This window comes from Kocuria sp. 2SI, from assembly GCF_005502825.1.
GTDB lineage: Bacteria > Actinomycetota > Actinomycetes > Actinomycetales > Micrococcaceae > Kocuria > Kocuria palustris.
On record NZ_SCNB01000006.1, the window covers coordinates 1 to 18535 of the forward strand.

The window sequence follows — 18535 nt, forward strand, 5'->3', positions numbered from 1 at the left end:
CCCACCGACCCCGCGCCCCGACGGACCCCCGAGGGGCGGCCCGTGCAGACAGCAGGCCCGGAGCCCGAGGCGCAGGAGGCTCAGCCGCAGCAGGCCGGCCAGGACCGCAGCAGCGGCGCCGACCAGGAGCCGCCGGTCGTCCCCCAGCTGACGCAGAAGCAGGCCAAGCGCGTCAATGCCCCGGCACGGGCCATGGTGCTGTCCATGGTGGTGCTCATCGCGATCGTGCTGGTCTTCTTCTTCCTGCAGCCGCGCCCCGATGCCCAGACCTACCGCCCGGACGTCGACGTGCAGCGCGAGGCCGGCTACGCGGCCGACGTCGCGGACTTCGATCCCCTCGTCCCCGACCTCGGCGAGGGCTGGAGCCCCAACTACGCCCGCTGGGAGGGCCAGCAGTCCGACGGCGTGGACTCCTGGGACGCCGGCTGGGTGACCCCGCGCGGCGGCTTCATCGGGCTGATCCAGACCGATCAGGCCAACCCCACCTGGACCCTCGAGCAGATCGACTCGCTGCCGCAGGCGGACACCGTTGAGGCCGGAGGCATCGAGTGGGAGGTGCACTTCGGCGAGGACGATGACGACGAGCAGCGCACCGCCTGGATCGGCGAGGTCGAGGGCACCACGGTGATCCTGCAGGGCACCGCCCCCGACTCCGAGTTCGACCACGCCGCCCAGGCCGTCGCGGACGCCGCCGACGACAGCGCCTGAGCCGCGCCCTTTCCCTTACACCCGCCTATTTCCATCCAACCCAGGAGGATCCCATGACCGCCGCAACGCCCACGGACGCGCAGACCGCCCCCGAGCAGCCGACGGCGACCGCGCCTACTGCCGCCGCAGCGCAGCTGACCCCTCGCCAGGCCTTGGAGAAGCTGCAGGCCGGCAACCTCCGGTTCGTGGAGGGCACCTCGGAGCACCCGAACCAGAACGCCTCTCGGCGCGAGTCCCTGACGCAGTCGCAGAACCCGTTCGCCACGATCTTCGGCTGCTCGGACTCTCGCGTAGCCGCAGAGATCATCTTCGACCTGGGCCTGGGCGACACCTTCGTGGTCCGCACCGCCGGGCAGGTCATCGACGACGCCGTGATCGGAACTCTCGAGTACTCGGTCGAGGTGCTCAACGTCCCGCTGATCGTGATCCTCGGCCATGACAGCTGCGGAGCCGTCACGGCCACGCGCGAGTCGGTGCGCAGCGGCGAGATGCCGCGCGGCTTCCAGCGCTCGCTCGTCGAGCGCATCACGCCGGCCGTCCTCGACAGCCAGCGCGCGGGCCGGGACTCGGTCGACGAGATCGTGGAGGCCAATGTCGAGATGGTGGCCCACCGCATCCTCGATCAGTCCCGCTCGATCGCCTCCGCCGTGTCCACGGGACGGGTCGCGATCGTGGGCATGTGCTACAGCCTGCAGCACGGCCGCGCCAAGCTCACCTTCGGCCACGGCTCGTGGCTGGACGTCCCCGAGCACGGCGGCGTCGAGCACCAGGGCTGATCTGCGGCCGGGCCGCTCCGCCCAGCGAGCGGCCCGGCGGGACTCTAGACTGGCCCCATGACTGAGAACACGTCCGAATACCGCATCGAGCACGACACCATGGGCGAGGTCCGCGTACCCGCGGACGCCCTCTACAGCGCTCAGACCCAGCGCGCCGTCCAGAACTTCCCGATCTCGGGCAAGACCCTGGAGCGCCAGCACATCCGGGCGCTGGCCCAGGTCAAGAAGGCCGCCGCCAAGGCCAACCAGGAGCTCGGCGTCCTGGACGCCCAGCGCGCCGAGGCGATCCGCAGCGCCGCGGATCGCGTGGCCGCCGGCGAGTTCGACGACCAGTTCCCGATCGACGTCTTCCAGACCGGCTCCGGCACCTCGTCCAACATGAACACCAACGAGGTCCTCTCCAAGCTGGCTTCGGACGAGCTGGCCTCCGCGGACGTCACCGTGCACCCGAACGACCACGTCAACGCCTCGCAGTCCTCGAACGACGTCTTCCCCACCTCCGTGCACGTGGCCGTGACCTCCGCGCTGAGCAACGAGCTGATCCCGGCCATGGAGACGCTGGCCGCGTCGCTGGAGAAGAAGGCCGAGGAGTTCTCGGGCATCGTGAAGTCCGGACGCACCCACCTCATGGACGCCACCCCGGTGACCCTGGGCCAGGAGTTCGGCGGCTACGCTGCGCAGGTGCGCTTCGGCATCGAGCGCGTCCAGTCCTCGCTGCCGCGTGTGGCCGAGGTCCCGCTCGGCGGCACCGCTGTGGGCACCGGCATCAACACCCCGGACGGCTTCTCGGCGCGCGTGATCGAGCTGCTCGGCGAGGAGACGGGCCTGCCGATCACCGAGGCGCGCAACCACTTCGAGGCGCAGGCCAACCGCGACGGCCTGGTCGAGGCCTCCGGGCAGCTGCGCAACATCGCGTACTCCTACATGAAGATCAACAACGACCTGCGCTGGATGGGCTCCGGTCCCAACACCGGTCTGGGCGAGATCGCCATCCCGGACCTGCAGCCGGGCTCGTCGATCATGCCGGGCAAGGTCAACCCCGTGATCTGCGAGGCCGCGATCCAGGTCAGTGCCCAGGTCATCGGCAACGACACCACCGTGTCGCTGTCCTCCACCAACGGCGCGTTCGAGCTCAACGTGGGCATCCCCGTGATGGCCGCCAACCTGCTCGAGTCGATCCGCCTGCTGGCCAACACCTCCACGGTCATGGCCGAGAAGATGATCGACGGCCTCACCGCCAACGAGGACCGCTGCCGCTTCCTGGCCGAGGCCTCCCCCTCGATCGTGACCCCGCTGAACAAGGCGATCGGCTACGAGTCCGCCGCCAAGATCGCCAAGTACGCGGTGGCCAACAAGGTCACGGTCCGCGAGGCGACCGTCGAGCTCGGCTACGTGGACGGCGAGAAGCTCACCGAGGACCAGCTCGATGCCGCCCTGGACGTCACCACCATGATCGGGCAGTACAAGTGATCATCCCGCTGAGCTGACCCGCGCAGCCCCACGGCCGCCCCTGCCGCGCTCACGCGAGGCAAGGGCGGCCGTCGTCGTCCGCTGACAGCGTGATGTCAGCCGCCTCACGATCGTCCCGTCGCCGATCGCTGCGTGCTTACGATGGTGTCATTCCAGACTCTGCGCGGGCCGCCCCCTGAAGCGACCGCGCCCGAAGGAGACGATATGAAGCTCGCAGACCAGATCGTGGCCCAGCTCCAGCAGGCCGGCGTCCGCCGGATCTACGGGATCGTGGGCGACAGCCTGAACCCCGTGGTCGATGCCGTGCGCCGCACCGGAGGTGCCGCCCACGGCGGGATCGACTGGATCCACGTCCGCCATGAGGAGGGCGCGGCCATGGCCGCGGCCGCCGACGCCCAGCTCACCGGTGAGCTGGCCGTGTGCGCCGGTTCCTGCGGCCCCGGCAACCTGCACCTGATCAATGGGCTGTACGACGCACAGCGCACCGGGGCGCCTGTGCTGGCCATCGCCTCGCACATCCCCTCGGCGCAGATCGGGCAGTCCTTCTTCCAGGAGACCCACCCGGACCGCCTGTTCAACGAGTGCTCCGTGTACTCGGAGATGATCTCCACGACCGACCAGTCCCCGCGCGTGGTGCGATCGGCGATCCAGAAGGCCACGACCCTGCACGGCGTGTCCGTCGTGACCCTGCCCGGCGATGTCGCCGATCTCGAGGCGACCGCCGAGACCCCGCAGTGGAAGCCGGTCATGGGCGCCAGCGTGGTCCCGGACACCGACTGCCTGGTCGAGCTGGCCGGGGTCCTGAACAAGGCCGACAACGTCGCCCTGTTCGTCGGCGACGGCGTCCGCGACGCCCACGACGCCGTGATCGAGCTCGCCGATGTGCTGGGCGCTCCGATCGGGCACTCGCTGCGCGGCAAGGACGCGATCCAGTTCGACAACCCGTTCGACGTCGGCATGACCGGCCTGCTCGGCTACGGCGCGGCCGCGGAGGGCATGGAGGATGCCGATGTCATGGTCATGCTCGGCACCGACTTCCCCTACGACCAGTTCCTGCCGGACACCCTGACCATCCAGGTCGACCGCGACGCCTCCGTGCTGGGGCGCCGCACCCAGGTCGACTACCCCGTCCACGGCGACACCCTGGCCACCGTGCAGGGGCTGCTTCCGCTGCTCAAGCGCAAGCGCAGCCGGTCCTTCCTCAAGAAGACCCTCAAGCGCCACGACCGGATCATGAACCATGCCGTGGGCGCCTACACCCGCAACGTCAAGAGGCTCTCCCCGATCCATCCGGAGTACGTGGCCAGCGTGCTGGACGAGGTCGCCGCGCAGGATGCGGTGTTCACCGCCGACACCGGCATGACCAATGTGTGGCAGGCCCGTTACATCCGCCCGCTGGGAACCCGCCGGATCATCGGCTCCTTCAAGCACGGCACCATGGCCAACGCCCTGCCGCATGCGATCGGCGCGCAGTTCGCCTACCCGGACCGGCAGGTCATCTCCATGTCCGGCGACGGCGGCCTGTCCATGCTGCTGGGCGAGCTCGTCACGGCGGCCACCTACCGGCTGCCGCTGACGGTCGTGCTCTTCAACAACTCGACGCTCGGCATGGTCAAGCTCGAGCAGCTCGTGGACGGGCTGCCCGACTTCGGCGTGGACGTCCCGGACACGGACTACTCCCAGGTCGCAGCCGCCATGGGCTTCCAGTCCCGGCGCGTGGTCAAGGCCAAGGAGGTCGAGCCCGCCCTGCGCGAGGCGCTGGCGCACCAGGGTCCCTCGCTCGTGGAGGTCATCACCGACCCGAATGCCCTGTCCATGCCGCCGCAGATCTCCTCGGACCAGGTCTTCGGCTTCGCGACCGCGATCAGCAAGGTCGTGATGAACGGCGGAGCCGGCGAGGCCGTCTCGATGGCGCGCTCCAACCTGCGCAACATCAACGCGCTGCGCTGATCCGACCGGCAGACCGCGAGCCGTCCCCGTCCTCTTCGGAGGCGGGGGCGGCTCTTCTGCTCTCAGCTCCGAGGCGGCTCGTGGGCGCCCGTGGGGTCCTGGGAGGGACCGGGCTCCGTGGAGAACCGCGTGGTGCCGTCGAAGTCCATGGCGCAGCGGATGCGTCGCAGCAGGTCCTCGCGCATGGGCGGCAGGTCGTCCAGGTCGAACCAGTCGATCTCCGTGGACTCGTCGTCGTTCACGCGCGCGGTGCCGCTGACGTAGCGGCAGCGGAAGGTGTGGTCCAGGAACCGGCATCGGTCGCCGTTCGGGAAGACGACCTCTCCCCCGGCCTTCACACCGGCCAGGCCCTCGACTTCGCAGACCACGCCGGCTTCCTCGAGGCACTCGCGCACGGCAGCGGCCGCGGGCTCCTCGCCAGGATCCACGATGCCGGTGATCGGCGCCCAGTTCCCGTTGTCCGCACGCCGCCCCAGCAGGATCCGACCCTCGTGCAGGACCACGGCGGTCGCTCCGGGAAGCCAGAGCAGATCATGACCGATCTTCTCGCGCAGGGACAGGATGTACTCGGGAGTGGGCACGGACTCCTCCTTCGATCAGTGGCGGGCCGCCCGACGACGGCCCGCGCAGCGGCAGCACCTCAGCGTCCCACAGCAGCCCGGGCGCCGACCGAGAGGCAGCGCCTCGTCCGCGATGTACGCTCGGGCCGCGCTTTCAGACCACGACGAGCGCGGCGGAAGCACCCGCGATCATGGCCGGTCCGAACGGTATGCGCGTCTGCAGGTCGCCGCGATCGCGCACCACGACCACCAGAGCGGCCAGCCCCCCGAGCACGAAGGCAGCCGCGGTGGCCCACAGCAGCAGCCATAGCGAGTCGAAGCCCAGCACGGTGCCGAGCAGCCCGGCCAGACGGACGTCGCCGGCGCCCAGAGCCCCGCTCGAGCCGCGGCGCAGCAGCCAGTACAGCCCCCACAGCGCAGCCGCCCCGATCACCATGGCGAGGATCCGCGCGGGCTGCCCGGCCAGCAGCCCGGCTCCTGCCAGCCCCGCCGCGGCGGCGATCCACGCCGGGCGCACGATGTCCCCGGGCAGACGGTGCTCGCGCAGGTCCACCACCACGAGCCAGGTGCCCACCACGGCGAGTCCGGTGAGCACGAGCAGCAGCAGAGCCGCAGCAGCCCACTGCGCGGCCCCGCCGTCCAGAACTCCACCCAGGATCGCCCCCATGGACTCGAAGCTAGCCGAGGCGGCAGCTGCGAGGGAGGCCGTGCGAGCAGCTGTGGACAGCAGTGACCACGCTGCGAAGACCTAGGATGGTTGCATGACCCCGTCTGCGAGCGGTCGTCCCTGCGCCGCCCCCGCCACCGATCCGGCCGAGTTCGCCGCCCTGTGCCGGTCCTCCCCCTGGCGCTGGGGCACGGTGCGCTTCACCCTGAGCTGGCTGGGCCCCGAGACCGCCCCCGTGCGCTGCTGGATCCGCCGCCCGGAGGATCTGCGCGTGGAGGCACTGGACGGCACCGCGCTGTACACCTCCACGGATCTCGTGGGCTCGCGCGACGACTTCTACGTCTCCGCTCGCCCCGAGTCCTGGCTCGTGCCTCCTGGACTGCTCAGCCCCATCTACACCCGCTCGGGGCTCGTCGAGCGCCGTCCGGAGGCGGCCTACGGGGACCCGGTCTTCGGCGGCGGCCGGTGGCAGGCCGTCCTCGATCCGGTCGAGCTGGCAGGGCCCGCCCCGCAGCCGCTCTACCTCGCGGAGCGGGCCCCAGCGGCCCTCACCGAGATCCGCAGCGCCGTCGATGACGACGGCCGCCCCGTGCGCCGGGCCGTCGTCCGCCCGCTCGTGGGCTATCGTCCTGTGGAGCCCGGGCATCCGCTGGCTCCCGCACCCACCGCCGTGAGCATCGACGAGCAGACCGGGATCTGCACCGCGTCGGAGGTGCTCGAGGGCCCCGAGGCCGGCTCCGGTCACCGGCTGCGGATCGAGGCGGTCGACGACTACCTCAACGACGACCTGTTCACCCCCGTGTCCTTCCGGCTCACCGACGTCTCCCAGCACCTGCCGTGGAGGCTGCGGGGCTGAACAACTTCCGAGTCGCCCGCACGCCTGCCCGAGACCAGAGCTGCCGGCCCGGAAGCTCCACCGAACGATCCGCTCCCCACCGAAGGCGCCGCGCCCATGCCCCCTGCCGTCCTCGCCGACGAGTCCTCCCCGTCGGCCCCGTCCGTGCTCCAGCGCCTGCTGATGTGGGCGGGGCTGCTGATCTTCACCGCCGTGTTCATCCTGGTGGTCCACAGCCAGCGTGAGGCCCCCGGGCTGGACATGCAGGTCTACTGGCGCGCGGCCCAGATCCTGCACGGCCAGAACCCGACGACTGACTACCTCTATGCCCCGAGCCTCGTGGAGGCCGGGAAGATCGAGCTGCCGTTCACCTACCCGCCCGCGGCCGCGATCCTCTTCCATCCGCTGGGGGCCATGTCTCTGGAATCGGCGTGGTCCGTGCTCAAGGCGGTCAATGCGGGGCTGATCGGGGTGTTCGTCGGAGTCGTGCTGCGCCTGGCCCCGATCTCGCGCGGCTGGTTCCTGCTGCGCCCGGTCCCCACGCTGCTGGCCTATGCGACGGCGCTGGGTCTGGCCTGGCACCTCTACCCCGTCTGGTTCACGTTCATCTTCGGGCAGATCAATGTCCTCCTGGCCGTGCTGATCCTCGCGGATCTCGGCCGTCGACGCAGCGGGGGCGCCGGCTCGGGCGTGCTCACCGGTCTGGCCGCCGGCCTGAAGATCACCCCGGCGGCCATGGGCCTGGTCCCGCTCGTGCTGGGCCGGTGGCAAACGATCATCGGCATGGTCCTCGGCGTGCTGATCACGGTCCTGGGCGCGGCCGTGGTCCTGCCCCGCGAGGTGCTCGACTACTTCACGCACCAGCTGTTCTCGACAGATCGTGTGGGCGACGCCGGACGGATCTCCAATCAGTCGCTCAACGGCATGCTGCATCTGTGGGGTCTGCCGGATGCCCTGGTCACCCCCCTGTGGCTGCTGCTCTCGGTCGCCGTGATCATGCTCGGAGGGCTCGGCATCCGCCGCGCGGCGCGAGCCGGCGACCCGTTCTCCGCCGTCGTGCTGGGCGCGCTCGTGATGCTGCTGATCTCCCCGATCTCCTGGGAGCACCACTGGGTGTGGGTGCTGCCGCTGCTGTTCGCCCTGGTCCCGGACCGCCCGCGCAGCGCACCGCCTGCCGAATGGGCACCGGCCGCGGTGCTGGCGCTGATGATCCTGGTGGCCTTCAGCGACAATCCGTCGGTCATGGCCGCCGAGTACCTGGGCGACCGCGGGGCCGACGTGGTCTTCAACGGTCCCCCTGCGCTCGAGCGGCTCGGAACCGTCCCCCTGCTCGTCTCCATGGTCGCTGGAGCCTGGGTCGCGCTGCGGCCCCGGCGGGCATCGGCCGAGGACGCCTGAGCCCCGGCACGAGCTCCGGCCGGGGCTGAGGCGGTCGGCTCAGACCTCGGTGCGCTCGAGCACCTCGGTGACCAGCGCCGCGATCGGCGAGCGCTCGGAGCGGGTCAGGGTCACGTGCCCGAACAGCGAGTGGCCCTTCAGCGCCTCCACGACCGCCGCGATCCCGTCGTGACGGCCCACGCGCAGGTTGTCGCGCTGGGCCACGTCGTGGGTGAGCACGACCTTCGAGTTCTGCCCGATGCGAGACAGCACCGTCAGCAGCACGTTCTTCTCCAGGGACTGCGCCTCGTCCACGATGACCCAGGCGTCATGCAGGGAGCGGCCGCGGATATGGGTCAGGGGGAGCACCTCGAGCAGCCCGCGCGCGCTGATCTCGGCCATCGCGTTCTCGGAGACCACCGCGCCCAGGGTGTCGTAGACCGCCTGGCCCCACGGGCTCATCTTCTCCTCCTCCGAACCGGGCAGATAGCCCAGCTCCTGGCCGCCCACCGCGTGCAGCGGGCGGAACACGATGATCCGGCGGTGCTCCTGTCGCTCCAGGACCGCCTCGAGCCCGGCGCACAGCGCGAGCGCCGACTTGCCCGTGCCGGCGCGCCCGCCGAGGGAGACGATGCCGACCTGCGGATCCACCAGCAGGTCGATCGCCATGCGCTGCTCGGCGGAGCGGCCGCTGAGCCCGAAGACCTCGCGGTCCCCGCGCACCACGCGGGTGCCGCCGTCGGGGCGCAGCCGGGCCAGAGCGCTGCCGCGGTGCGAGTGCAGGATCAGTCCGGCGCCCGAGGGCAGCCCTTCCGAGCCGGGGACGCGGACGTCCTCGTCGGCGTAGAGGCGGCTCACGAGCTCGTCGTCGACGTCGAGCTCGACCATGCCCGACCACTCGTGCTCGTCGTCGCCGATCCACTCGGCGCGGTACTCCTCGGCGTCCAGGCCCAGCGCAGAGGCCTTCACGCGCATGGGCAGGTCCTTGGAGATCACGCAGACATCGTGGCCCTCATCGGCCAGGTTCCGGGCCACGGCCAGGATGCGCGAGTCGTTGTCGCGCAGCCGGAAGCTCAGCGGCAGCACGGTCTCGCTGATGTGGTTCAGCTCGATGCGCAGCCGACCGCCGTGATCGCCGAGCGGGATCGGGCGATCCAGCCCACCATGATCCACGCGCAGCCGGTCCAGCAGCCGCAGGGCCTTGCGCGCGAAGTACCCGAGCTCAGGGTCGTGGCGCTTGGCCTCCAGCTCCATGACCACGACGACCGGCAGCACCACGTCGTGCTCCGCGAAGCGCAGCACGGCCCGGGGATCCGAGAGCAGGACCGAGGTGTCCACCACGTAGCAGCGCACTCCCGCGCGCGGGGTCTCAGCGCTCGGCTCAGGCCGCGGCGGCGCCTGCTCCGACGCTTGCACGGGGCCCTGCTGACCAGTGGGGTGGGTGGTGGTGCTCGTCATCGCCGCATCCTCCTGCCGTCGGGGCGCCCGGATGGCTCATCCTCCGGTCCGCCTGGCTCCAACGTGGCACAGCGGCGCAGTGCCCGGACTCCGCTGGCATGAACGCAGCATGAATTGCACGTGTGTGATTCACCGGAGCGGGACAGGGTGCTCCCGCGATCGTCGGGCGCGGACCGGCCGCGTCAGCCGCGCTGATCAGCCGCCGAAGCGGCGATGGCGGTTCGCGTAGTCGCGCAGCGCGCGCAGGAAGTCCACGTAGCGGAAGTCCGGCCACAGGGCCTCGCAGAAGTGGTACTCCGAGTAGGCGGACTGCCACATCAGGAAGCCGGAGAGCCTCTGCTCCCCCGAGGTGCGGATCAACAGGTCCGGATCCGGCTGCCCGCGCGTGTAGAGGTGCTCGGAGATGTCATCGACGCTCAGCCGCTGGACGAGCTCGGCCACGTCCTCGCCGCGCTCGAGCGCCCCCGCGAAGATCTCCCGCACGGCGTCGACGATCTCCTGGCGCCCGCCGTAGCCCACCGCGATGTTCAGGTGAGGGCCTTCGTTCCCCACGGTCGCGCGCTCCAGCTCGCGGATGGAGCCGCGGAGGTCGTCGGGGAGCATCTCGAGAGCGCCGACCGCCTGGACCTGGCACAGGCTGCGGGTCTGCAGCGAGCTCATCAGCTCAGCGATGATCTCCAACAGCGGTCCGAGCTCCTCGGCCGGGCGCTTGAGATTCTCGGTGGACAGGACGTACAGCGTGACGTGCGGGATCTCCAGATCCCGACACCAGCCCAGGAACTCGATGATCTTCTCGGCTCCGGCACGATGGCCGTCTGCGGTCGAGCCTCCGGACTGCTCCGCCCAGCGCCGATTGCCGTCCACGAGCACCCCCACGTGCCCGGGCAGCTGCTCGGGCGGCAACCCTGCCTCGAGCCGCTGCTCGTACAGGCGGTACAGCGGGCGGGTCTTGGACACGCAGTCCCTCCATCTGGCGGTTCGGCTGCGGGCCTTGCGGCCCGGCACCCCTGTCCGGCCCCGCACGGTCTCTCATGGACCGGTGACGCCGCTGCCCCAAAGATAGCGCGGGCGCTGCTGGAGCAGCGGCGCATCGACCGCGCCGCCCATCCCGTCCTCTCTCGGCTGACGATGCACCCAGCTCGATCGCAGGCCGTCGGCCTAGCATGGACAGGATCCGCATCGCACCGCTGCGCAGATCCTCAGTGACGTCCCCGGGAGGCTCCATGTCACCGCACACCGCCGAGGCGCCGCAGGGACGCCGTGTGCAGAATCACCGCGACGAGAGCCGGGCCTCGGGCGGGCGCAGGCGCCGTCGGCTCGAGCTGCCCACCGTGACCCGCTCCGTGGCCGCGTCCCGTCTGCTCTCGCGGCTGGGCTTCTCGGAGCGGCATCCCCCGGTCGAGCGCAAACCGCTGATGCGCGGCTGGATCCATGCGGCGTTCACCCCTGTCGTGTTCGTGCTGGGTTTGATCGCGGTGCTGCTGGCGCCGAGCCTGGAGCTGCGGTTCGCCTGCGCGATCTTCGGCGTGACCGGGCTGCTGCTGTTCGGGGTCTCCGGCATCTACCACCGCAGCTACTGGTCCCCCCGGGTCACGGGCTTCCTGCGCCGGTTCGATCACTGCAACATCGCCCTGCTGATCGCGGGGACCTACACGCCGCTGGCGATCGCCCTGCTCGAGGATCCGCGGGCGCTGCTGATCATCATCTGGTCCTGCGCCGCGGGCCTGATCGCCTTCCGCCTGCTGTGGATGGGCGCCCCGCGCTGGCTCTACACGCCGCTGTACATCGTCATGGGCTGCATCGCGGTGGCCTACCTCCCGGTGTTCTGGCCCGTGAGCTCAGCGGCCACCGTGGCGCTGTCCGTGGGTGGGATCGCCTACATCGCCGGCGCGGTGGTCTACGCGCTGAAGCGCCCGGCGATCGCGCCGCTGCACTTCGGCTTCCACGAGGTCTTCCACTCGTGCACCGTGATCGGATTCGTGTGCCACTGGAGCGCGATCGTCGTCGCGATGTCCGCCTGAGCGGCACTGGCACGACTGCTCCGCGGGCGGCTTCAGGGCCGCTCGCCCGGAGCGTCCCTCTCGGCGCGCGCATCGTCCTGCTCGCGGGCACCCGGAGGTCCGCCGCGGGAGGTGCCCGTGGACGCGGCTGATCCGGCGGGCTCGTCCTCCTGCGCCGCCTCCGGGGACTGGAGCGCAGCCCCCGACTCGGCCTCCTCGCGGGCGCGCGCGTAATCGGCGCGGTAGCGGAGGCGGCGCTGGCGGCGCACCATGTCGACGATCAGCAGCACGACGACGGCGACCATCACGAAGGTGATCAGGAAGCCGAGCAGCCCGGGGCTGACCTGCTCGGCCTCCAGGCCGGGGCGCAGCTCACCCGGGTCGGTGGCATCGTTGTAGTTCTGCAGCGGCAGGCTGAGCATGGAAGCGGTGATCTCGTCTCTTCGAAGGTTCTGGGGCTCCGCGGGCGCGGGCCCCTCAGATCTGCCAGGAGGGGGCGTCCTCGGGGTCCGGGTGGACCTCGTCCACGATCCCGGTGAACACGCAGGTCTCCGGCAGCTCGGCGTCCACGCGGGTGTCGGCGAGCACGTAGTCCTCCCACGGCCAGGCCGCGGCCTGGTCCTGTGGGGACATGGCGAAGAACCACGACTCCGGGGCCACCTGGGTCGCATGCGCCCGCAGGGCCTCGTCGCGCACCGGGAAGCAGTCGGCGCAGTGGATCTTGGTCGTGGTGACGTGCTTGTTCGGCGCGGAGTCGTTGCCCTCCGTGTCCCGGGCCTCGAGCCGACGCGCGATGCGCTCGGCGAACGGGGACTCCAGGCCCTTGGCGGTCAGGGCCTCGTGCAGCGCCTGGAGGCGATCCAGGTCGAAGGCGCGGTCGTAGTAGAACTTCAGCGGCTGCCAGGCCTCGCCCAGCTCCGGCAGGTGCTCGGGATCCCCTGCCTTCTCCCACGCGCGCATGGCGACGTTGTGGGTCTGGATGTGATCCGGGTGCGGATAGCCGCCGTTCTCGTCGTAGGTGAGGATCACGTGCGGGCGGAACTCGCGGACCAGCTGGATCAGCGGGGCGGCGGCTCGGTCCACCGGCTGCAGCGCGAAGCATGCCGGCGGCAGCGGCGGCAGCGGATCGCCCTCGGGCAGCCCGGAGTCCGTGTAGCCGAGCCAGCGGTGGCAGATGTCCAGCGCCTTGGCCGCCCGGTCCATCTCCTGGCGGCGGTAGCCCGCCAGGTCGCGCCGGGCGTGGGGCACGGACTCCATGGCGGAGTTGAGGATCGAGCCGGAATCGCCGCCGGTGCAGGTCACGACCATCACGTCGACGCCCAGACGGCGGTAGTGCGCCATCGTGGCGGCGCCCTTCGACGCTTCGTCGTCGGGATGGGCGTGGACGGCCAGCAGACGCATGTCGGAGTACGAGGGCAAGGTCCTGAGATCCTTTCCGGTGAGGGGCGCTGAGCACGAAGCATTCGTGATCAGCGGGCGACGCGCTTCCGGCTCCGGCCGACAGCACGCACACCCTGCGATCCTACGCGCCTCGGCCGGGCCTTCCCTCGGTGCCCGGACCGACCGGGACGTCCGAGGCCGGCACTAGACTGGAAGGCATGCCGCACACGAGACAGCCCGCAGCCGCGAGCGAGACGTCGGTGCTGCAGCAGCGCTATGGCCTCCGTCCCCGCCGCCGGCTGAGCCCTCGTGCTCGCTGGGGTCTGATCGGGGCCGCGCTGCTGGTGGCCACCCTGTTCGTCGTGTGGATCGTGCAGGCCCGGTCCGCAGCGCCGAGCTCCAAGGACGTGGGCTTCGACCTCATCTCCTCGGCCCAGGTCACCGCCGACTTCGAGGTCACCCGCGATCCCGATCAGGCGGTGCGCTGCGGCGTCGAGGCGCTGAACGAGGACTGGGCCGTCGTCGGCTACGAGGAGATCTCGCTGCCCGCGAACTCCCAGGCCGAGCGCACGACCGCCCACCGCCTGGCCATCCGCACCACCAATCCGGCCAACACCGCCCGGGTCGACAGCTGCTGGAACCTGGGCTGAGCCCCGGACGCGAGCACTCGGCCTGACACGTGCGCCGTGGATCGGTGTGCCGAAGATCGCACCCCTTTCCGATAAGATGAGCCTCCTGCCTGTTCCGCCGCGCCCGCATCCCAGCGATGCGCAGCGCAGCCCCCTCAGGCAGCGGCACCGCCCGAGCAGACCGCAGAGGCCCCGCGCCCCGGCGTCGGGTGCCGTGCCGGCAAGACCACCGCAGACAGAGAGAAGAGCACCGTGTCCGAGACCCCCGAGACCGAGGGCGCCTGGCTCACCCAGGAGGCCTACGACCGCCTCAAGAAGGAGCTCGACCACATCTCCGGGCCGTACCGTCAGGAGATCGTCGACCGCATCGAGGCGGCTCGCGATGAGGGCGACCTCAAGGAGAACGGCGGCTACCACGCCGCCCGCGAGGAGCAGTCCAAGAACGAGGGCCGCATCCAGCAGCTGACCAATCTCCTGGAGAACGCGACGGTCGGCGAGTTCGCCGAGGACAACGGCGTCGTCGAAGCCGGCATGATCGTCACGGCGAAGATCGCCGGCAACGAGATGACCTTCCTGCTGGGCTCCCGCGAGGTCGCCGAGGACCTCGTCGGGGACTCCGACCTGGAGGTCTACTCCCTGCGCTCCCCGCTGGGCGCGGCCATCGCAGGCCACAAGGCCGGCGACAAGGTGAGCTACGAGGCCCCCAACGGCAAGTCCATCGAGGTCGAGATCCTCGAGGCCAAGCCCTTCCGCGGCTGAAGCCCCGCACACGGCGAAGGCGCCGTCTCCCGTTCGGGAGACGGCGCCTTCCTCATGCCGACCCGCAGCGGGTGCGGGCTGCGGGAGCGCTCAGCTCAGTGCACGACGACGGGCTCGTAGCCCTCGGCCTCCAGGGCGGCGATCACGGCGCGCGAATGCTCGTGGCCCTTGGTCTCCATGTCGATAGTGATGGAGACATCGCCCATGGACAGCGAGCCGCCGATGCGGGTGTGGTCCACGCCGGTCACATTGGCGTCCAGGCCCGAGATGATCCCGGAGATGCGGGTCAGCTCGCCGGGGCGGTCCACGAGCATCATCTTCAGGGTCTGATAGCGCCCAGCCGCCGCCAGACCGCGCTGGATCACCTTGAGCATGAGCATGGGATCGATGTTGCCGCCGGAAAGCACCACAGCCGTGGTGCCGAGGTCTCCGTGGACCTCCTGGAGGCGTCCGTCGAGCAGCGCGGCCACGCCGACCACACCGGCCGGCTCGACCACGAGCTTGTTGCGCTCGAGCAGGAAGATCAGCGCCTCGGCCAGGCGGTCCTCCGAGACCGTCACGACGTCGTCGACGAGGTCGCGGATGATCTCGAAGGGCAGCTCTCCGGGCTTGCCCACGGCGATGCCGTCGGCGATGGTCGAGACCCTGTCCAGGGAGACGATGGCGTCCCCGGCCAGCGAGGGCGGGTAGGCGGCGGCGTTCTCGGCCTGCACGCCGATCAGCCGCACCGGGCGTCCGCCGTTGGCGGCTCTGGCCTTCAGGGCGACAGCCAGACCCGCAAGGAGCCCACCTCCGCCCACACCCGTGAGCACGGTGTCCACTTCCGGGACCTGCTCGAGGATCTCGAGGCCCAGCGTTCCCTGACCGGCCACGATCTCCGCGTTGTCGAAGGGGTGGATGAAGACCATGCCGGACTCCTCGGCCACCCGCTTGGCCTCGCTCAGCGCCTCGTCCACGGTCGAGCCGAAGAGCACGACCTCAGCGCCGTGATCCTGGGTCGCGGCGATCTTGGGAAGGGCCGCCACCCGAGGCATGTAGATCCTGGCCCGGATCCCGAGCTGGCTGGCCGCCAGCGCCACCCCCTGGGCGTGATTGCCTGCCGAGGCCGCGATGACCCCGCGGGCCTTCTCCTGATCGGACAGCCCGGCCATCCGCACGTAGGCCCCACGGGCCTTGAAGGAGCCGGCGCGCTGCAGGTTCTCGGCCTTGAGCCAGACCTCGGAGCCCAGCTCCCGCGAAAGCGCCCGGGAATGCGCCACAGGAGTCCGCTCGATGACGCCGTCGAGCAGCCGCGCGGCGCGCTCGATGTCCTCGAGCTGGACGGGTAGCTCGGACAGCGACATGGGGTCCTCCTGAACCTGGGTGCTGCGGCACCCGATGGACGTGCTCGACCCCGGTGCGGGCCGCCATCCATCCTAGGACGCGACGATGGGCCGCCCCGACACCGTCTGCGGTGCCGCTGCGACCCATCGACGAGCTCCCGACGAGGCGCGTCGTCCTCAGCGGAGGCGACTGCGCTGCGGCGGCCCCGGCCGATCAGACCCGGTGGGAGCCTCCGCGGCCGTCCGCCTCGGAATCGAGACCATCCTCGGAGCCGCCCTGCTCGGGCGGAGTCGGATCGGCGTCGTCGACGCCCGCGACCACCCGGTCGCCGGGAGTGGGCTGGCCGACGTCGTCTCCCAGGCCCTGCGGCATGCGCGCCACCTGCGCCTCCTCGAGCTCGCCCGCCTCCTGCGTGGGTCGGGGCTGCGAGACGTCGGTCTCCTTGGCGGCGCCGTGGTGCTCCTTCTGCCGGGCGTGACGACGGCGCTCGGCCTCGGACACCCGGTCGGCGGCCTCGAGGGCGCGATCGCGCTCGCGCTGCGTGACGTCCTTCTCGGCCTCCTTGTTGCGGGACTTGGCCTCCTCATTGCGGCGGGTGCGGCTGAAGCGGCGGAACTGCTGGAGCACCTCCTCGCGGGTGAGCTCCTTGGCCTTGGCCTTTCGGCGTATCTCCCACGGATACAGATAGGGCTGCCAGGCGATGTCCGGGTCGTGCTCCCATCCCCTGCTGGAGAGATAGCGGATCACGGAGTTGACCATGGCCAGCAGCGGCACCGCGAACAGCGCGCCCAGGATGCCCGCGACCACGGATCCCGAGGCCACGGCCAGGAAGACCGCCAGCGGGTGCAGGGAGACCGCCTGGCCCATGATCAGCGGCTGCAGGACGTTGCCCTCGAGCTGCTGCACGATGATGACGACGGCCAGCATGCCCAGGGCTGCCATCGGCCCGTTGGCCACGAGCGCCACGAGCACGCCGATCGCACCGGTGACCACAGCGCCCACGAGCGGGATCCACGAGCCGATGAACACCAGGATCGCCAGCGGCACCGCCAGCGGAACGCCCAGGATGAACGCTCCCAGGCCGATGCCCACGGCGTCGATGAACGCCACGAAGCCCTGCACCCGCACGTACTGCCCCAGCGAGATCCAGGCCTTGCGGCCCGAGCCGTTCACCGCGGCCTGAGCCGGCTTGGGGAACAGCTTCACGATGAACAGCCAGATCCGCTCTCCATCGGAGAGGAAGAAGATCAGGGTGAAGATCATGATGAAGAAGCCGGTCACGAAGTTGCCGGCCGTCGAGCCGAACGACACGGCCCCGGAGAGGATCGACCCGGAGTTGTCCTGCAGCCAGCCCATGCCCTGCTCCACCAGGTCGTTGAGCCGGTCCGTGGACACATCGATCGGGAGGTCCTCGATCAGCCCGATCAGGGCGTTCACACCGGCCATGGCCGAGTCGCTGAGCTTGCTGAAGCCGGAGATGATCTGCTGCCCCGCAAGGGCCAGCAGGCCGAAGACAACCAGGATCAGGATCACGATCGAGCTCAGAGAGGCCAGGATGCCCGGGAACCGCAGGCGGCGCAGCGCCTGGGACAGCGGGGCGATCAGACTCGCCACGAGGGCGGCCAGCAGCACCGGGATCAGCACGGTGGTCACCGCCCCGAGCAGGCGCCCCAGCACGTAGATTCCGGCGATGATGACGATGATGCGCCAGGACCAGGCTGCGGCCACCCGCACGCCTGCCGGAACGCTCTGGCCGTCGCTCACGCCCTTCCTGGGCATCTGGATATCTGGCTCGCGCTCATGATCGGGCGAGGATCCGGTGGTTGATGTCATGGGCTTCATCATGGCACCTCCGGGGGACAGCACAGGGGCAGGACAGGCAGTGGCCTTCACCTCGTCATCCCCGATTCTCCGACGCACAGGGGCGCAATGTCCCGAAGGTGGGATGATGGCTCCATGGTCGCCCCGTTCCTGAGAATCCTGTCCCAGCGTCGACGCGCCATCGCTCTGCTCCCAGAGGCCCCCACGCGCGCTGAGCTGGAGCAGATCGTCCGGGCGGCCGCGGGACGAGCGGCCTCCGAGGACACGAGCTCCTGGCGCCTGATCGCCACCACTCGCGCACAGGCCCCGCAGCTGGCCGCCGCGCTCTCCGGGCTGCGCTCCCTGCCGGACGTCGGCGATGGCAGCGCACCGCTGAAGGGCAAGCAGCTGCGCCGTCTGGCGGCCTTCCGCGGCTCGCTGGCCTTCGCCATGCGAGGCGGCATGGCGCTGGCCCTCGTCTTCCGTCCCGCCGAGGACGCTCAGCTGTCCCGCAAGCGCCAGCGCATGGAGGCACTGGCCGCGCACACCGTTCTGGAGGCTGCGCTGTGCGGCGTCGGCTGGGGCGTGCAGTGGGCACCGCGCGAGTCGCCCGACCAGGAGGTCCTGCACGACTTCTACGGCCTGCAGGAGCGCGAAGAGATCCTGGGGTGGCTGTTCATCGGCCGGGTCCCGGCCGCTGAGGCGCGGGAGGCCGCTGCGGGGCCCGAGCCGCAGACCCCGCTCGAATTCCTGGACTGACCCGAGCGACGAGAAGTGCCCGGCCCCCACCGGCGAAGGATCGCTTGGTGGGGGCCGGGCCCTGTGCTGCGCAGGATGTCTCCC

At 70.6% G+C, this 18535-nt stretch carries 18 protein-coding genes; 10 read left to right on the forward strand and 8 right to left on the reverse strand.

Annotated elements, in window-relative coordinates; genetic code table 11:
• From FFS25_RS04760 to FFS25_RS04775, 4 genes are all read left to right on the forward strand, one after another.
• The coding region (locus tag FFS25_RS04760; RefSeq protein WP_212742717.1) for a DUF4245 domain-containing protein at nucleotides 1–708 on the forward strand (708 nt) is incomplete at its 5' end.
• Nucleotides 709–761: 53 nt separating this feature from the next.
• Complete coding sequence (locus FFS25_RS04765) at nucleotides 762–1484, forward strand: carbonic anhydrase (protein ID WP_235586797.1); 723 nt, start codon at nucleotides 762–764, stop codon at nucleotides 1482–1484.
• 57 nt (nucleotides 1485–1541) lie between these two features.
• On the forward strand, nucleotides 1542–2954 hold the full coding sequence (locus tag FFS25_RS04770) for a class II fumarate hydratase (RefSeq protein ID WP_006213409.1): 1413 nt from the start codon (nucleotides 1542–1544) through the stop codon (nucleotides 2952–2954).
• Between the two features lie 204 nt (nucleotides 2955–3158).
• Nucleotides 3159–4904, forward strand: coding sequence for a pyruvate dehydrogenase (locus tag FFS25_RS04775; protein ID WP_058871772.1), 1746 nt, complete (start codon nucleotides 3159–3161; stop codon nucleotides 4902–4904).
• Nucleotides 4905–4966: 62 nt separating this feature from the next.
• On the opposite strand, the gene FFS25_RS04780 is transcribed toward FFS25_RS04775, so the two are convergent.
• Nucleotides 4967–5485 carry an NUDIX hydrolase gene (locus tag FFS25_RS04780; protein ID WP_024289988.1) on the reverse strand — a complete coding sequence of 173 codons (519 nt, stop codon included), beginning with the start codon at nucleotides 5483–5485 and terminating at the stop codon, nucleotides 4967–4969.
• 133 nt (nucleotides 5486–5618) lie between these two features.
• Nucleotides 5619–6131 (reverse strand): prepilin peptidase, encoded by a 513-nt coding sequence (locus FFS25_RS04785; RefSeq protein ID WP_006213412.1) that lies wholly within the window; start codon nucleotides 6129–6131, stop codon nucleotides 5619–5621.
• Between the two features lie 94 nt (nucleotides 6132–6225).
• On the opposite strand from FFS25_RS04785, the gene FFS25_RS04790 reads away from it, so the two are divergent.
• Entirely contained in the window at nucleotides 6226–6987 is a 762-nt protein-coding gene (locus tag FFS25_RS04790) for a hypothetical protein (RefSeq protein WP_006213413.1), read from the forward strand.
• Between the two features lie 96 nt (nucleotides 6988–7083).
• Nucleotides 7084–8364: a glycosyltransferase 87 family protein gene (locus FFS25_RS04795; RefSeq protein WP_137802117.1), complete on the forward strand. Its 1281-nt coding sequence runs from the start codon at nucleotides 7084–7086 to the stop codon at nucleotides 8362–8364.
• Nucleotides 8365–8403: 39 nt separating this feature from the next.
• On the opposite strand, the gene phoH2 is transcribed toward FFS25_RS04795, so the two are convergent.
• Nucleotides 8404–9801 (reverse strand): RNA 5'-3' helicase PhoH2, encoded by a 1398-nt coding sequence (gene phoH2, locus FFS25_RS04800; protein WP_006213415.1) that lies wholly within the window; start codon nucleotides 9799–9801, stop codon nucleotides 8404–8406.
• Nucleotides 9802–9996: 195 nt separating this feature from the next.
• Nucleotides 9997–10758: an isoprenyl transferase gene (locus FFS25_RS04805; protein WP_006213416.1), complete on the reverse strand. Its 762-nt coding sequence runs from the start codon at nucleotides 10756–10758 to the stop codon at nucleotides 9997–9999.
• Nucleotides 10759–11024: 266 nt separating this feature from the next.
• Here FFS25_RS04805 and trhA point away from each other — a divergent pair, with 266 nt between their 5' ends.
• Complete coding sequence (gene trhA, locus FFS25_RS04810; protein ID WP_006213417.1) at nucleotides 11025–11822, forward strand: PAQR family membrane homeostasis protein TrhA; 798 nt, start codon at nucleotides 11025–11027, stop codon at nucleotides 11820–11822.
• A gap of 32 nt (nucleotides 11823–11854) precedes the next feature.
• On the opposite strand, the gene FFS25_RS13555 is transcribed toward trhA, so the two are convergent.
• Together FFS25_RS13555 and mca are read right to left on the reverse strand one after the other, a co-directional pair.
• Nucleotides 11855–12223: a hypothetical protein gene (locus FFS25_RS13555; RefSeq protein ID WP_006213418.1), complete on the reverse strand. Its 369-nt coding sequence runs from the start codon at nucleotides 12221–12223 to the stop codon at nucleotides 11855–11857.
• Nucleotides 12224–12278: 55 nt separating this feature from the next.
• Nucleotides 12279–13202 (reverse strand): mycothiol conjugate amidase Mca, encoded by a 924-nt coding sequence (gene mca, locus FFS25_RS04820; protein ID WP_051990387.1) that lies wholly within the window; start codon nucleotides 13200–13202, stop codon nucleotides 12279–12281.
• A 197-nt stretch (nucleotides 13203–13399) separates the two neighbouring features.
• Here mca and FFS25_RS04825 point away from each other — a divergent pair, with 197 nt between their 5' ends.
• Together FFS25_RS04825 and greA are read left to right on the forward strand one after the other, a co-directional pair.
• Nucleotides 13400–13831, forward strand: a complete 432-nt coding sequence (locus FFS25_RS04825; protein WP_058871773.1) for a DUF4307 domain-containing protein — start codon at nucleotides 13400–13402, stop codon at nucleotides 13829–13831.
• A gap of 231 nt (nucleotides 13832–14062) precedes the next feature.
• The gene (greA, locus tag FFS25_RS04830; RefSeq protein WP_006213422.1) at nucleotides 14063–14569 is read left to right on the forward strand and encodes a transcription elongation factor GreA; all 507 of its coding nucleotides are present in this window, start codon (nucleotides 14063–14065) and stop codon (nucleotides 14567–14569) included.
• A gap of 95 nt (nucleotides 14570–14664) precedes the next feature.
• Here the strand turns inward: greA and ilvA are convergent, their stop codons facing one another.
• On the reverse strand, nucleotides 14665–15912 hold the full coding sequence (gene ilvA, locus FFS25_RS04835) for a threonine ammonia-lyase (protein ID WP_006213423.1): 1248 nt from the start codon (nucleotides 15910–15912) through the stop codon (nucleotides 14665–14667).
• Between the two features lie 193 nt (nucleotides 15913–16105).
• Entirely contained in the window at nucleotides 16106–17725 is a 1620-nt protein-coding gene (locus FFS25_RS04840; protein WP_235044707.1) for an AI-2E family transporter, read from the reverse strand.
• Nucleotides 17726–17848: 123 nt separating this feature from the next.
• Here FFS25_RS04840 and FFS25_RS04845 point away from each other — a divergent pair, with 123 nt between their 5' ends.
• Nucleotides 17849–18451: a nitroreductase family protein gene (locus tag FFS25_RS04845; RefSeq protein WP_006213425.1), complete on the forward strand. Its 603-nt coding sequence runs from the start codon at nucleotides 17849–17851 to the stop codon at nucleotides 18449–18451.
• Nucleotides 18452–18535: the final 84 nt, after the last annotated feature.

Bases quoted from the DNA above. Each gene is read 5' to 3' on its own strand.
- FFS25_RS04790 (WP_006213413.1), top strand. From the start codon at position 6,226: ATGACCCCGTCTGCGAGCGGTCGTCCCTGCGCCGCCCCCGCCACCGAT.
- trhA (WP_006213417.1), top strand. From the start codon at position 11,025: ATGTCACCGCACACCGCCGAGGCGCCGCAGGGACGCCGTGTGCAGAAT.
- FFS25_RS04845 (WP_006213425.1), top strand. From the start codon at position 17,849: ATGGTCGCCCCGTTCCTGAGAATCCTGTCCCAGCGTCGACGCGCCATC.
- FFS25_RS04795 (WP_137802117.1), top strand. From the start codon at position 7,084: ATGCCCCCTGCCGTCCTCGCCGACGAGTCCTCCCCGTCGGCCCCGTCC.
- FFS25_RS04770 (WP_006213409.1), top strand. From the start codon at position 1,542: ATGACTGAGAACACGTCCGAATACCGCATCGAGCACGACACCATGGGC.
- FFS25_RS04775 (WP_058871772.1), top strand. From the start codon at position 3,159: ATGAAGCTCGCAGACCAGATCGTGGCCCAGCTCCAGCAGGCCGGCGTC.
- FFS25_RS04825 (WP_058871773.1), top strand. From the start codon at position 13,400: ATGCCGCACACGAGACAGCCCGCAGCCGCGAGCGAGACGTCGGTGCTG.
- FFS25_RS04785 (WP_006213412.1), bottom strand. From the start codon at position 6,131: ATGGGGGCGATCCTGGGTGGAGTTCTGGACGGCGGGGCCGCGCAGTGG.
- phoH2 (WP_006213415.1), bottom strand. From the start codon at position 9,801: ATGACGAGCACCACCACCCACCCCACTGGTCAGCAGGGCCCCGTGCAA.
- FFS25_RS04765 (WP_235586797.1), top strand. From the start codon at position 762: ATGACCGCCGCAACGCCCACGGACGCGCAGACCGCCCCCGAGCAGCCG.
- mca (WP_051990387.1), bottom strand. From the start codon at position 13,202: ATGCGTCTGCTGGCCGTCCACGCCCATCCCGACGACGAAGCGTCGAAG.
- ilvA (WP_006213423.1), bottom strand. From the start codon at position 15,912: ATGTCGCTGTCCGAGCTACCCGTCCAGCTCGAGGACATCGAGCGCGCC.
- FFS25_RS13555 (WP_006213418.1), bottom strand. From the start codon at position 12,223: ATGCTCAGCCTGCCGCTGCAGAACTACAACGATGCCACCGACCCGGGT.
- FFS25_RS04840 (WP_235044707.1), bottom strand. From the start codon at position 17,725: ATGACATCAACCACCGGATCCTCGCCCGATCATGAGCGCGAGCCAGAT.